Here is a 13134-nt window from a genome sequence, read left to right as displayed (position 1 = left end):
AAGGAATGAGAAGCACATGAGCATTGACCTCAGCCAAACCCTGAGTCCCGAAGCCACCTACCAGGCCCTGGCTGAGCGTTTCGCTCCGGTCTTCGCCCGCGTGGGCGAGGGCGCTACGCAGCGCGAGCAGCAGCGGATCCTGCCCTTCGAGCAGGTGCAATGGCTCAAGGACGCCGGCTTCACCACGTTGCGTGTGCCGCGCAGCCACGGCGGGGAACCGGTCAGCCACGAGCATCTTTTCCGGCTGCTGATCGAATTGGCCTCCGCGGATTCGAACGTCGCCCACCTGCTGCGCAGCCACTTCTCCTTTGTCGAAACGATCGCGCTGCAGCCCCAAGAATTCCAGGACCGCTGGTTCCCCCGCGTGCTCGCCGGCCAGATCTTCGGCAATGCGGCCACCGAACGTGGTGGCAACGCGCTGGGAACCACCAACACCCGGCTCAGCCGGGGCGCTGTCGGCTGGGTGCTCAACGGCGAAAAGTACTACACCACCGGCTCGATCTTCGCCGATTGGGTAGTCGTGATGGCCTCCACCGAAGGCGTCGAAGGCCGCCAGTACGCAATCGTTGACCGCCACGGCGAAGGGGTGGAGATCCTTGACGACTGGGACGGCTTCGGCCAGCCGCTGACCGGTACCGGAACCGGTATTTTTACCGAGGTTCCCGTTGAAGAGGCAAATATCCTGCAACGCAAGGTCGCCTCCACGCTGGAGCCCGCGTTCTTCCAGCTTTGCCTGCTTGCGGTACTCGTCGGCATCGGCAAGGCCGCGCGTGACGAGGCCGCCCGCATCGTGGAAACCCGCACCCGGACCTTCAATACCGGCTCCGGAGAATTGTTCCGCAACGATCCGCAGATTCAGGAACTGGTGGGCCGGCTTGCGGCGAACGTATACGCCGCGGAAGCTATTGTGGTCACCGCGGCCCGCGAACTGGATGCCGCCCACGACCCGGCGCTGAACCTGGATGACGAAGCCGCTTTCCTACGCGCGGAGATCGCGGTGCAGCAGGCACACGTCATCACGCCCAAGCTGGTGCTCGATGCGACGAGCGAACTGTTCGACGTCACCGGCGCCTCGGCGGTGTCCACCAGCAAGTCGCTGGACCGCTACTGGCGCAACGCACGCACCGTCGCCACGCACAACCCGGTGGCCTTCAAGGCCCGCTCGGTAGGCGACTACTTCATCAATGGCACGATTCCGACCGGCCTGAACTCAATCGGCGAAGCCAAGGGAGCAAAGTAAAATGGGTACCTTCGAAACACGACCACGCTTCATCCTCTCGGCCTTCCTGATGAATACTTCTAGCCATATCCTCGGCGGAATGTGGCGTCATCCGGAAGCGCAACAGGACCGGTTCCATGAGCTGGGGCTCTGGGTGGATCTGGCCAAGAAACTCGAAGATGCGAAATTCGACAACCTGTTCTTCGCCGACGTGGCCGGACTGTACGCAGATCACGAGGGCGGTTGGGCCTCCCTGGCACGCAAGGGAATGCAAATCCCGAGCCACGACCCGCTGGTGCTGCTTTCGGCGCTGGCCGCCAGCACCAAGGAGATCGGGCTGGCGATGACCAGTTCGGTCGTCCAGTCCCATCCGTTCCAATTCGCACGACAGATCTCCACGCTGGACCATCTCTCGCAAGGACGCGTGGCATGGAATATCGTGACCAGCGTGCTGGAGAACTCGCACCGCAATTTCGGCGCGAAGAACCTCATGGCCCACGACGACCGTTATGGGTGGGCCGAGGAATACGTCGATGCCGCTTACAAGCTCTGGGAAGGCTCGTGGGAAGACGATGCGCTGAAGGCCGACAAGGAATCTGGGATTTACGCCGACCCGGCGCGCATTAACAAGATCAATCACCGCGGCGAGATCTATTCGATCGACGGCCCGCATCAGGCGATTCCCAGCGCCCAGCGCACACCATTCCTCTTCCAGGCGGGATCCTCTCCTCGCGGAAGCCAATTCGCGGCCACCCATGCAGAGGCGACGTTCCTCTTCGCGCCGCACCCGGCGTATGTGGCCAAGAAGGTCGCCGCGTTGACGCAGAACCTCAACGCCGCGGGCCGCAGCCGCGAGGATCTGAAGGTCTTCGCAGGCCTTTCCTTCGTGGTCGGCTCCACCGAGGCGGAGGCCAAAGCGCTGGAAGCCGAATACGACCAGTACCTTGATCCGCACGCGATCATCGCTCACATCGGTGGAGGCATCGGCGTGGATTTGGGCGGATTGGATTTGGACACCCCGCTGGGCGAGGTGAAAACCGAGGGCGCCCAAGGCGTCCTGGAAGCCGCGCTGGCTTCCACCCCGGGCCGCAACCCGACGCTGCGCGACCTCGCGCACTACCGGGCCAAGGCCCAGCAGATCGTGGGAACCCCGGAACAGATCACCGACAAGCTGCTCGAATGGCAGGATGCGGGGATCGACGGGCTGAATGTCATCAACCACATTTTGCCTGGCTCCTATGACAACTTCATCGAGGGGCTGCTTCCCGAGCTGCGGCGGCGCGGTTTGGCGCAGAGCGAATATGCTCCGGGCAGCCTGCGTGCGAAGGTCTTTGGACGCGGAGACAAGCTTCCGGAGAACCACCCCGCGGCGCGGTACCGTGGCGCCTTCGGAGAGTTCTCCGCGACGAACACCGAAGCGGCGCTTCAGCATTAGCACGCAGACCGTTTAGGCCGCCGGGGCAAGCTGTGCACCGGCGGCCTTTTCGTATCCACACCCTGTAGGGTGACGAGCATGAACGAAAACCAGGTTAATGATCCCGAGCTCATCAGACGGTTATTGACGACTCCGGCACGCTGGGCGGTGGTGGGTTTGAGCGCTAACCCGCATCGCGTGGCGCCGTCGATCGCCCGGTACCTGCGCGACGAGTTGGGCATGGAGATCGTGCCGGTGTCCTTGCGCGCAGAAAATGCGCTCGGCGAACGAGGCTATGCCAAGCTCGCCGATATCCCTGGAAAGATCGATGTGGTGAACTGCTTCGTGAACTCGCACAAGGTGGGCGATGTTGTCGACCAGGCGATCAGCGTTGGAGCGTCGGCCATCTGGATGCAATTGGGCGTCAGAGACGACGCGGCTGCTCAACGGGCCAAGGACGCCGGCCTGGAAGTTGTCATGGATACCTGCCCGAAAATTGAGTATCCGCTGCTCTGAAAAGCAGCTCTCTCCCACGGCACGCCGGGAAAACTTGGTACCGTGGCAGGCAGCAACCCAGAGCCATAAATGAAGGGGCAGATCGATGGCCGAAGCTTCGATGGAAGAACTCCACGAACGGTGGCGTGCTCTCTGCCTGGAGTTGCCCGGGGCATTCGAGGACCACCCTTTTGGTGAAGACAGCACCGTGTTCAAAGTTTCCGGCCGCGACCGCGCTAAAGCCAAGATGTTCGGGCTGCTCATGGTGCACCGGGGCGAGCTGCTGCTGAACCTCAAATGCGAACCCGCGATCGCAGACCAGCTGCGCAGCGAATATGACGAGATTATCCCCGGATATCATATGAGCAAAAAACACTGGAATTCGGTGCGTCCGGGGCTGGAACCGCAGCACCTGCGGGAACTCGTTGAGGACTCCTATGATCTAGTGGTCGAGGGCATGCCGAGGCGTGACCGAGAATTCATCCGCATGCAAACAAAAATTGCGAACGAATCGCTAGACTGATTTACATGTACTTCATCGTCGTTAAATATCAGGTAAAGCCGGAATTTTCCGAAAGCTTCATGTCCCACGTTGCGCAATTCACTCAGGCTACCCGCGCCGAGGAAGGCAACCTGTGGTTCGACTGGTCGCGAAGTGTCGAGGACGCGAACGGGTATGTTCTCGTCGAAGCCTTCCGCGATGACGAAGCCGCAGCGGCTCACGTCAACTCGGAGCACTTCGCAGCAGGGCTTGAGTCGATGCGTCCATTGCTCGTGCAGACCCCGAAGATCATCTCGCGCAAGATCGAAGGCGAAGACTGGGACGAAATGGGCGAGCTCCAGATCGGCTAGCCTTGCAGACAGCGAAGCGGCGCGGCCCGTAGTTGGAAGAAGAAGTTCCAACTACGGGCCGCGCCTTTCTTATTCCCCGAGTCCATAGGTTGCTTTGAAGCTACACGCGGAGAAGACTCGGCGTGGAAGCAGAAAACCAATTGTGAGGACGTGGTTGCGGCTATGGAACTTGATGTCATTGTCATTGGCTGGGGAAAGGGCGGCAAAACTCTCGCAGGAACGCTAGCCCGCGCAGGACAACGGGTGGCTATCGTTGAGCAGTCGACATCGATGTATGGCGGCACCTGCATCAACATTGGATGCGTTCCAACGAAGACCTTGATCCATGACGCGGAACAGCATCGGGGCAATAGGGCAGATGCCCACTACTTCTACAAGTCGGTCGAACGCCGCGACGAACTCACCGCGAAGATGCGCCAAAAGAACTTCTCGATGCTGAACGACCTGGACTCCGTTCTGGTGCTCACGGGCAGGGCCAGCTTCACCGGCCCGCACAGCATCAAGGTGGAAGGCGGCGAGGAGGTACTAGAGCTCAGCGCCCCGAGGATCGTCATCAACACCGGGGCGCTACCTTCCGTTCCGCCAATTAGCGGCGCGGAAATTGGCGGGCGAATCCACGATTCAACGACCCTGCAACATGCTGAACTCCCGGCCAAGCTGCTTGTGGTGGGCGGCGGTTACGTGGGGCTGGAATTCGCTTCCATGTTCGCGCAATTCGGTGCGGAGGTGACCGTGCTGGATCGCGGAGCGCGGCCTTTGAAGCGCGAAGACGAAGACGTTGCCGCCGAGGTGGCCTCGGCTCTATCTGATGCCGGAGTGAACATCCTCGATTCCGCCAGTGTCACCTCGATGCGTCAGGATGCCGAAAGCGTCACGGTGACCTATCAACGAGACGGAATGGAGCGGAGCATCGAAGCCGACGCGGTGCTCCTGGCACTTGGACGAACCCCTGCCACCCAGGGACTCAACCTGGAAACGACCGATGTTCGCTTGGGAGACAAAGGCGAGATCAAGGTTGATAAGCATTTGGCCACCGGCTCGGAGGGGATCTACGCATTGGGCGATGTCATCGGCGGACCGCAGTTCACCTACACATCTTTAGATGACCAGCGGATCCTCAAAGACCAGTTCTTGGGGGAGGGCGCACGGAACCTCGAAGACAGGGTGGCGGTGCCAACCACCATGTTCACCACCCCGCCCCTGGCCCGGGTAGGTCTCAGCGAAGACCAGGGGCGTGCCCAAGGGCTGGACATTAAGGTGGCGGTGAAAAAAGTTGCCGATATCGCGGCGATGCCACGGCCGAAAATTGTGCGGGATCCGCGAGGCATCATCAAATTTTTGGTGGATCGAAACAACGACCAGATACTTGGTGCGGCGCTGATGCACGTAGACGCACAGGAAGTCATCAACCTGGTGGCGCTAGCCATGCGCTCCGGGATCACCGCCAGCACGCTACGCGACTCGATCTTCACCCACCCGTCTTCGACCGAGGCCTTGAACGAGGTTTTAGCAGGGTTTGACTAGTGCATAGTTCCTGAAAGGCCAACGGCACCCCGGATGGATTCCGGGGTGCCGTTGGCTTGCGCGTTCTTGCTTAGTGGGTGTTCTTCTTGCGGCTGCGAATCACCAGCAAGATGATTCCGGCGACCAGCACCACCCCTGCGGCGATGCCGATCCAGCTAGCGGCGAACCCGGTGTCCGCCAGGGAATCCTTGTCGCGAGGCTGCTCGCTTGGCGACTGCTTGCTGTCCTCGGAAGGCGTTGCGTTTGGCGACTGCGAAGGGCTTTGCGATGGCTCCTCGCTTGGGCTCTGCGAAGGTTCCTGGCTAGGTTCCTCGGTCGGTTCGGCGCTCGGAGTCGGCTCCGCGGCCGACTCGATTACGGTGAAGTCCACCGAGATGTCCTCGCGCTGCACCTGGGAGAGAACCAGCGAGTTTGCCCCTAGCTTGGCATCGGCTGGAACGGCAAGCTCGAAGGAGGTCTTGCCTTCCGCATCCGCGGCAGGGATATCATCTACTACCAATTCGCCGTCGAAGGCGGTGGCTGTTACTTCTGCCCCTTCTTCGAGGCCCATCACGGAGACCTGAGCGCCTTCACCGGGAACGATCTCGGAAGGCGAAATCTCCACGCTGGCCCAGTCGGTACCCGACAAGGTGGCGCGGCCCAATGGTGCTGGGGAAACTACGTCGTGGGATTTGAAGTAGTTCACGGTTGCGTCCAGATCAATTTGGCCGCTGTCCGTGTGGCCGGTGCCTTCAGCAAAGGCGGCGAAGTTATCGCCACCGGTTGCGAGGAACGCGTTGGCCGCGACCGTGAAGGATGCGCTCTCATCAAGTGGCTCACCGTTGAAGGTGATGTCCTTGATATGCTCGCCGGCAGCTGCATCTTCAACGTAGGTGTATTCCAATCCCTCGGAGATGCCCAGATGCAGTTTGGTACGTTCCGAGCCTTCCGGCTGCCATTGCTGCTCCAAGGCCTCACGGATCTGCTCTCCGGTCATCTCGAAGGTGATCAACGTGTTGGCAAAGGGCTGGACGTCGGCGGCGGCCTTGTAGGTCACCGTGCCATCTTGGCCGTAGAGCAGATCGGCGCGCAGGCCGCCTGGGTTCATGAAGGCGATCTCCGCCGGCTCTCCGGCGAAGTTCTCGTTCGAGGTGGCCCACAGGTGGATGTCTGCCACGGTGTTTCCCAGTGTCGACTCGATACCGCGGTCGGATCCCGGTTCTTCGCCGCCGCGCAGGATGTCCTCGGAAATCTGGCCGACCTTCACGCTGCCGACTTCTTCCGACTTGTCTACTGCTTCATCGACAATGGCCTGGACCTCGGCATTTGCCTCGAAGTTTGGCGACCAATCGCCATTGGCATCTTCAGTTGCCAGCGGGACGAGTTCGGTTGCACTCTCAACGACGTCACCGGTGGTGGCGTCGAGCTCTAGGGAAACCTTGCCCAAGGTGGTGCCGTACTGATGCGACTGGATGACCGATCGGCCCGCAATATCGCAGTTATAGGCCTGATGCGTGTGGCCGGAGAAGATCGCATCGATCTCCGGGCTGGCATCGCGGATGAGCGTGCCGTAGTCGCTGTCCTCGTCGGCGATAACCTCGCAGGTATCGTTCTCCGAGCCGTTGTGAGTCAGTAGGACCAGGACGTCGGCTTCGCCGTTGGCCTCGTCGCCATCGGAAAGCTGGGCCGCGACTCGATTAGCCGCTTCCAATTCACTTCCGAAGTCAAGGGAGGAGATACCGTTCGGGCTGACCAGCGAAGGGACATCGGCGGTGACGGTGCCGATGATTCCAACGCGCAGCCCGTCCACCTCGCGGATCGCGTATTCACGCAAGGCGGGATTCTTGGTCCCCTTGTCATAGACGTTGGCGCCAAGCGCGAAGTCGGCGCCATCCGCACCGGATTGCTGCCCGTAGCGTTCGATGACGCGGTCGCTGAGGTCCTCGTATCCGCCGTCGAACTCATGATTGCCCACCGCTGCGGCGTCCAACCCGCCGGCGACAAGCGAATCGATGGTCGGTTCATCTTCTTGAGAAGCGGAGGCGAAGGTTGAAGCTCCGATGTTATCCCCGGCCGAGACGAACAAGGTGTTCGGGTTCGCTGCGCGTTGGGCATCGACGGCGCCGGCCAAGACCGCGGCGCCTGCCGAATCCCGGTCGGCTGCGATACGGCCATGGAAATCGTTGATCCCGATAAGGTCGAGACTGACATTTTCGCCAGCAGCGGGTGCTTCCGTCGCGGTTGCCTGAGCGGCAATTGCGCCCGAGGTGAGCAGGGACAATGCGGCTAGCGAAGCTAGTCCAGTGTTCCTTATCTGCTTGAATGCAGACATAGATCCTCCTAGTAGTGTGCGAGTGACATGCATCATGTCTATCGCATGCAGGTGAACCTGTCGATGACTTCTCGTGAAATTTGTCCATCTATATGGAAATTACGCCGTTTCCGGTGCGGGCGGTGCCTGCCGGTTCGCCGCTTGACCCTCCAGGGTGCGGGCGCCGATCACCAGCATTGATAAGCTATTTTCATGAGTGAAACCTTGCCGCCGTGCCCCGAATGCTCTAGCGAATACACCTATGCCATGGACTCGCTACTTGTCTGCCCCGAATGCGCGCACGAATGGAATGCGCACATTGCTGGGGAGGGGGGCAACAATGCCGCAGGCGCCGAAATAAAGGATGCCGTGGGCAATGTCTTGCAGGATGGCGACTCGGTGACCATTGTGAAGACCATGAAAGTTAAGGGAGCGCAGGCTGCGCTGAAGTCTGGAACCAAGGTGCGTAATATCAGGCTGACTCCGGGCAGCGGTGACCATGATATCTTCGCCAAGGTCGATGGCTTCGGTCCCATGGAACTGAAGTCTTCCATCGTAAAGAAAGCCTAGTTCGCTAGACCTTTCGGCGGCGCGGATCGCCGGCGGTTACTTCGGATCTATCCAGCGTGCTGGTCACCAGAATCATTGCCGAGACAATGAACATCAGCGATGAGGTCACCCAGCAGGCGGTCGCGATCTCGCGTTGCTGGACGTCCAGGGCGAGCATGAAGACGCAGACGCTGGCGGCTAGAAGTATCGAGCCGAGCAGTCGTGCCTTCATGGTGCACCAGTTTCTGTTGATTCGTGTTCGTCGCGCCATGAGCTATTCCCAAAACGCTGGACTAATACAATTCTGCCACAGGTTCACCGATTTGAATATAAAACTTTTGGTGCAATTACGGCCTATTGCCCTCATCCTTTTGTATGATGGCGAGGCGATTGCCTGAGTTTTACAGGCATGACCTGAGGACTTTGGCAATGGAAGTGTGCTCAGCCGGGGTCATCCACGCGCCATATTTTGCCTTCACCTGAGTTTGGCGTGAAACGTAAGCACAGCGGAAGCTCTTGTTTGGTGGAAGCCAGGTAGCTGCATCCTTGTCACCTTTGGAGGCATTTGCCGACCCATCCGAGGCAAGAAGGTTCAACGGGTCATTGGCGAATTCGAGCCGAGTCTGTGCGTCCCATTTCTGTGCGCCCTTTTGCCACGCATCAGACAACGCGACTACGTGATCAATCTGGACTTCGGAGCTGGTTCCTTGCCCGCGCCGGAACTCAATGGTTTCTCCCGTATACGGATCATGGAAGATGCCGCTGAGCACCACGCAGTCGACCCGTGCCGGCTTGAGGGCAACATCTTCCAGATCGCGGGCCAAGATATCGTTTCGTGCATCGCAGCCGTTGCGGTCCGGGTCCTTCCAGCCTTTGCCGAATAGATCCCGTGCATATCCGGTTTTCGGCGCTCGCCCCTTGCGATCGATCTGTTCAAGCAGCGTGAGGGATTTGGCGAACTCTTCTTTGTCGCCCAGTGTGGTTGCCGTCTGGGCAGCAGGCTCGGAGACCAAGTCTGAAAGCTCAAATGATCCCAGCGACGCGCAAGCACCCACGGCAAGGGTGGCGGCTACCAGCGTGATGGAAATAATTCGTCGCGATAAGCGCATGCCCGGGGAGTTCTCCTGCTTCGGTATTGATTAGGTGGATTTGTCCTCCACCGGTAGAACTCTATTCGTTGCTACCGACAAGTCGAGGGGTTCACCTGCGTGTTCATTTGTGAGATGTTTCGAGCCGCGATCTAGAGGGAGTAATTAGTAGAGAACTCCTGATCTGACACACCTTGTCTTGAATCGTTCAGACCCACGGTCATTCGAATGCTTCACTGCATTGGAATTTGGACAGGTGGGCGTTGGCGAACGAAACGTCTCTGCCTCGATCGGCAATTCGGTTCTGCCGTTGAGCTCCACATCAGACTTCCGAGTTGGAGAAACGGATCGCCCTTGATTAGCGCAGCGAGAGGCCCGAATTGCAGGTCACGGTCCGGAACTTCGCCCGATAGCTAGTTGGCGGGTGCAGTTTCCACGTTCTTGTTCCCCCGCCAGCAATTCCTTGGTCCATTGCACGAGATCATGGTTCAACGGTGAATTTTCTCCGACGAGCCCCAGATGATCCAGCCCGTCATATTCGCGTTAGAGCAGATCGCTTCCGGCTGCGCACGCGTCGAATAGTCGAGAGCTGGTGGACAGCGCGGCGGGTACGTCTTTGCCGAAGAAGCGCAACTGTGAGATGTGCTCGACAGCGGAGCGGGCCGATGAGTTCTGTTGCGCGGCGATCTCCAACTCGGGGTAGATCTTCTCCCAGGCGGAGGCAATATGGCTGGTGACGATCTTTCCCTAAGCCTCGTCCTTGAATCCTGTCGCAAGTCGAGTCAGGTCCGTTGCCGGAGCCATTCCGGCAGTATCGAGTACCTCCAGTTCAGGAGCATATCTCTCGGCACGAGCCGCACCGAAAAGGGCCGCATGACCGCCTGTGCATCGCTGGAATAGAGCCATGCGGTGGCGGCGCCGGTGGCAAGCAGAAGCACGAGGCAGCCGGCGGGAGCAAAGGTGAGCCCCGTCTGTCCCAGCAGGGAAGCCACCGAGGAGTCTTGGGAAGCCGGTGTTCAAAAGTTTCGCAAAGACGGTGCAGTCCCAGGAGAACTAGCCACCCGCAAAAGCTGCGCCGAGTACCCAAAGCGATGGCCGGGGCCAGATGATGACCAGAACCGAACCAAATAATCCAACCAGCACGGTCAGTGCGCCACGCACCGGCTGCTTACCTGCCACGCGGCCGGTAGGCGCATTAGGTCGGTGAGAATCGACCCCGAGCACAGCAAGAGGACGATGAGCGATACGGAAGTTGCCGAGTCGGTTATCAGCGCAAGCCCGATAACGACCAATAGCAACCCGCCGATGGCGCTGAGCAGTCGCCGGGCGCGGGGGAGCCGAGCCATCGATTGATCCTCGCTTCGCTTCGAAAAGATACCGCTCCCTACGGTGACGTCCAGTGACCTGCGGCGCTAACGCTAGCGCCGCAGCGTCCAGTACGAAGAAACGTGGACGTACTTCTTATTCAGGCCCCATTGGGCGGTGATATTCGAGATGGCTTTCGCGGTGGATCGTTCGGCGTGCGCCATCACGCTTGTCCCGGGGTTGGGTTGACCCAGCGCAAGAAGCGCCGGAGGGAGCAGATCGCTGGTTCCGGGGCGTAGGCCGTCTCGGTGCAGCCAGCGCAGTTCGATCCCGGCGGGATGCTCGATTTCAAACTCGCTCGCGGCCCCGGCCACTTCCAGCAGCGCAATTCCTTGCGCATCCGCACGCAGCATACTCAAAGCCACGGAAACGGCCGGAATTCCCGCCTCGTCGGCTGCGAACAGATAATTCCCGGCCTTCGAGCTCGGCGTGAATTTGCCACGTGGGTCCGAGATTACCAGTGGGTCTCCCGGCAGTACCTTGGCGGCCCACGAACCGCCATAACCACGGTCTCCATGCACCACGAAGTCAATGGCCAGCTCTTCTGCCGACCGGTCGACCCAGCGGATGGTGTAGGAACGTGAGCGTGGAACCTGCTCGCGGGGCAGCCGGTGGCGCAATGCCTTCAAATCGTAGGGGGCGGTGAGCCCCAGTTCGCGATCGGCAAAGTACACCTTGACGTACTGATCCGCCTTGCCGTTCGGGCGGAATCCGGCAAGTCGATCGGCTCCGGCGATCACCCGGATCATTTCCGAACTCAAATGCTTCACGCGTTTAACCGTCAACACGTGTTGGCCCATGCCGTGGCTGAGAGGAGTTGGCTCGGTGAGTTCGGGGCGGGGCGTCTTATGCTCGGAGTTCTCGCCGGGATATATGTCCTGCCTCCCGTGAACGCTCTTGCCTAACACGCGTCGTGCCGCGGCCAATGCTGCCGCAGCTCCGGCGCGTTCGGCGGCCTGGAGCAGTTCGTCGGTCTGTTGCTCGGAAAGCTCGAGCCCTTCATGCTGCGCGTTCTTCAGTTCCTTCTTGGCTATCTTGTAGCCGAGTTTGCCGCCTGCCCTTTCGGCACGATTGACCGCCTGCAGGATGAAATGCTCAGGTGCGGACACGACCAGTTGTGGAGTGTGCTTGCTGTATCTGTGATGCTTTGACACGACCTGTGCTCCCGACTCTTGCGTCCACTGGAAATGTTCTTGATCCGAGTGTGCGCTGTCTGGAGGGAGCAAACAAGCCCCACAGGGAAGGCAAGGCAAGGTTCCGCAACGACTCCCAGCGGTCCTGTCTTTCGAATGCGCCAATTTCGCTCAAGGATGACGGACTTCAAAGGGGCAAAAATTCTTAGCCCCGCTCAAGGCATTTCCTGAGACTTAGCCGAAAGCTATCTGGAATAGGTAGCCAGATGAAGAGCGCCTGCCTAGGCTGGGGATCGGGTGAAAGGAGCACGTCATGAAGAAAATCCTCATGGTACTAACCAGTGTTTCCGAGATCGGCGACACGGGAGAAAAAACCGGATACAACGTGGCCGAGGCCGCGCATCCATGGAAAGTATTCAAGGACTCCGGGCATTTCGTAGACTTTGCCTCGATCAAGGGCGGACAACCACCGCAGGATACGGTAGATACCGACGACCCGATCCAAGTGGCATTCACGCAGAATGAGGCTACGCGGGCGGGCCTTTACAACACCGCGCGAGTCGAGGTTGTGGACCCCGAACAATATGACGGCGTTTACCTGGTCGGTGGACATGGGACCATGTGGGACTTCCCTGAGCATGAAGGGCTGCAGAAACTTGTAGCCAGCGTCTACGACGCAGGGGGACTAGTCGGTGCGGTTTGCCACGGTTCTGCTGGATTGCTCGACGTCGAATTGAAAAATGGATTGCGCCTCATCGAAGGGCGAACCGTCGCGGCATTCACCAACGAAGAAGAGGTCGCAGTCGGCAAGGACAAGGTCGTCCCGTTCCTCCTTGTCGACAGGCTGGTTGAACAAGGTGCCATTCACGAAGCGGCTGAAAACTTCGAAGAAAAGGTTGTCGTCGACGAGCGTCTGGTCACCGGCCAGAATCCGGCGTCCGCAGCTGGTGTCGCCAAGGAGATGGAGAAGCTTTTCGCTCAAGTGATTCAGCAGGAGAAAGCCGCCGAGCAGCATGACGCCGAAGACCTTCGTGCCCAGCATGATGCCAAGAAGTCGGCATCGCGCAAGGAGCACGATGAGCACAAGCATCACTAGAAGAGCTAGGTCCCGAGCTGGCGGGGAGCACCTCGAACCGGCATGAATACGGCGAACAGCCCGTTTCCTCACCGAGGAAACGGGCTGTTCGCCGTATTGCGCTATTAGC

Annotated in this window: 13 protein-coding genes; 8 read left to right on the top strand and 5 right to left on the bottom strand. The window is 59.7% G+C overall.

Annotated elements, in window-relative coordinates:
• Nucleotides 1-16: 16 nt before the first annotated feature.
• The 6 genes from CQ019_RS11730 to CQ019_RS11705 all read left to right on the top strand — a co-directional run bounded on the left by CQ019_RS11730 (nt 17) and on the right by CQ019_RS11705 (nt 5504).
• Nucleotides 17-1240 (top strand): acyl-CoA dehydrogenase family protein, encoded by a 1224-nt coding sequence (locus tag CQ019_RS11730; protein WP_105553527.1) that lies wholly within the window; start codon nt 17-19, stop codon nt 1238-1240.
• A 1-nt stretch (nt 1241) separates the two neighbouring features.
• On the top strand, nt 1242-2654 hold the full coding sequence (locus CQ019_RS11725) for an NtaA/DmoA family FMN-dependent monooxygenase (protein WP_105553526.1): 1413 nt from the start codon (nt 1242-1244) through the stop codon (nt 2652-2654).
• Nucleotides 2655-2732: 78 nt separating this feature from the next.
• On the top strand, nt 2733-3149 hold the full coding sequence (locus CQ019_RS11720) for a CoA-binding protein (RefSeq protein ID WP_105569765.1): 417 nt from the start codon (nt 2733-2735) through the stop codon (nt 3147-3149).
• A gap of 85 nt (nt 3150-3234) precedes the next feature.
• Nucleotides 3235-3651 carry an MmcQ/YjbR family DNA-binding protein gene (locus CQ019_RS11715; RefSeq protein ID WP_105569764.1) on the top strand — a complete coding sequence of 139 codons (417 nt, stop codon included), beginning with the start codon at nt 3235-3237 and terminating at the stop codon, nt 3649-3651.
• A gap of 5 nt (nt 3652-3656) precedes the next feature.
• Entirely contained in the window at nt 3657-3980 is a 324-nt protein-coding gene (locus tag CQ019_RS11710; protein WP_181148446.1) for a putative quinol monooxygenase, read from the top strand.
• Nucleotides 3981-4142: 162 nt separating this feature from the next.
• Nucleotides 4143-5504 carry an FAD-dependent oxidoreductase gene (locus tag CQ019_RS11705; RefSeq protein ID WP_105569762.1) on the top strand — a complete coding sequence of 454 codons (1362 nt, stop codon included), beginning with the start codon at nt 4143-4145 and terminating at the stop codon, nt 5502-5504.
• A gap of 70 nt (nt 5505-5574) precedes the next feature.
• Here the strand turns inward: CQ019_RS11705 and CQ019_RS11700 are convergent, their stop codons facing one another.
• A complete protein-coding gene (locus CQ019_RS11700; RefSeq protein WP_105569761.1) occupies nt 5575-7815 on the bottom strand; it encodes a 5'-nucleotidase C-terminal domain-containing protein in 2241 nt (746 codons plus the stop codon).
• A gap of 192 nt (nt 7816-8007) precedes the next feature.
• Here CQ019_RS11700 and CQ019_RS11695 point away from each other — a divergent pair, with 192 nt between their 5' ends.
• The gene (locus CQ019_RS11695) at nt 8008-8364 is read left to right on the top strand and encodes a zinc ribbon domain-containing protein YjdM (protein WP_096285659.1); all 357 of its coding nucleotides are present in this window, start codon (nt 8008-8010) and stop codon (nt 8362-8364) included.
• Between the two features lie 4 nt (nt 8365-8368).
• Here CQ019_RS11695 and CQ019_RS11690 read toward each other — a convergent pair whose 3' ends face one another.
• The 4 genes from CQ019_RS11690 to CQ019_RS11670 all read right to left on the bottom strand — a co-directional run bounded on the left by CQ019_RS11690 (nt 8369) and on the right by CQ019_RS11670 (nt 11950).
• Nucleotides 8369-8575 carry a hypothetical protein gene (locus CQ019_RS11690; RefSeq protein WP_096285657.1) on the bottom strand — a complete coding sequence of 69 codons (207 nt, stop codon included), beginning with the start codon at nt 8573-8575 and terminating at the stop codon, nt 8369-8371.
• A gap of 169 nt (nt 8576-8744) precedes the next feature.
• Complete coding sequence (locus tag CQ019_RS11685; RefSeq protein WP_105569760.1) at nt 8745-9452, bottom strand: HNH endonuclease family protein; 708 nt, start codon at nt 9450-9452, stop codon at nt 8745-8747.
• 1124 nt (nt 9453-10576) lie between these two features.
• Nucleotides 10577-10777: a hypothetical protein gene (locus CQ019_RS11675; protein WP_096285651.1), complete on the bottom strand. Its 201-nt coding sequence runs from the start codon at nt 10775-10777 to the stop codon at nt 10577-10579.
• A gap of 72 nt (nt 10778-10849) precedes the next feature.
• A complete protein-coding gene (locus CQ019_RS11670) occupies nt 10850-11950 on the bottom strand; it encodes a siderophore-interacting protein (protein ID WP_146113363.1) in 1101 nt (366 codons plus the stop codon).
• 292 nt (nt 11951-12242) lie between these two features.
• Here CQ019_RS11670 and CQ019_RS11665 point away from each other — a divergent pair, with 292 nt between their 5' ends.
• Nucleotides 12243-13025, top strand: coding sequence for a type 1 glutamine amidotransferase domain-containing protein (locus tag CQ019_RS11665; protein ID WP_096285647.1), 783 nt, complete (start codon nt 12243-12245; stop codon nt 13023-13025).
• The last annotated feature ends 109 nt before the right edge of the window (nt 13026-13134 follow it).

The organism is Arthrobacter sp. MYb229 (assembly GCF_002975405.1).
Taxonomy (GTDB): domain Bacteria; phylum Actinomycetota; class Actinomycetes; order Actinomycetales; family Micrococcaceae; genus Glutamicibacter.
The sequence above is the reverse complement of the archived record's forward strand: the minus strand, read 5'-3'. Positions and strand labels throughout refer to the sequence as shown.

Excerpts from the sequence above, each read along its gene's own strand:
- CQ019_RS11730 (WP_105553527.1), top strand. The coding sequence starts at position 17 with ATGAGCATTGACCTCAGCCAAACCCTGAGTCCCGAAGCCACCTACCAG.
- CQ019_RS11725 (WP_105553526.1), top strand. The coding sequence starts at position 1,242 with ATGGGTACCTTCGAAACACGACCACGCTTCATCCTCTCGGCCTTCCTG.
- CQ019_RS11720 (WP_105569765.1), top strand. The coding sequence starts at position 2,733 with ATGAACGAAAACCAGGTTAATGATCCCGAGCTCATCAGACGGTTATTG.
- CQ019_RS11715 (WP_105569764.1), top strand. The coding sequence starts at position 3,235 with ATGGCCGAAGCTTCGATGGAAGAACTCCACGAACGGTGGCGTGCTCTC.
- CQ019_RS11710 (WP_181148446.1), top strand. The coding sequence starts at position 3,657 with ATGTACTTCATCGTCGTTAAATATCAGGTAAAGCCGGAATTTTCCGAA.
- CQ019_RS11705 (WP_105569762.1), top strand. The coding sequence starts at position 4,143 with ATGGAACTTGATGTCATTGTCATTGGCTGGGGAAAGGGCGGCAAAACT.
- CQ019_RS11700 (WP_105569761.1), bottom strand. The coding sequence starts at position 7,815 with ATGTCTGCATTCAAGCAGATAAGGAACACTGGACTAGCTTCGCTAGCC.
- CQ019_RS11695 (WP_096285659.1), top strand. The coding sequence starts at position 8,008 with ATGAGTGAAACCTTGCCGCCGTGCCCCGAATGCTCTAGCGAATACACC.
- CQ019_RS11690 (WP_096285657.1), bottom strand. The coding sequence starts at position 8,575 with ATGAAGGCACGACTGCTCGGCTCGATACTTCTAGCCGCCAGCGTCTGC.
- CQ019_RS11685 (WP_105569760.1), bottom strand. The coding sequence starts at position 9,452 with ATGCGCTTATCGCGACGAATTATTTCCATCACGCTGGTAGCCGCCACC.
- CQ019_RS11675 (WP_096285651.1), bottom strand. The coding sequence starts at position 10,777 with ATGGCTCGGCTCCCCCGCGCCCGGCGACTGCTCAGCGCCATCGGCGGG.
- CQ019_RS11665 (WP_096285647.1), top strand. The coding sequence starts at position 12,243 with ATGAAGAAAATCCTCATGGTACTAACCAGTGTTTCCGAGATCGGCGAC.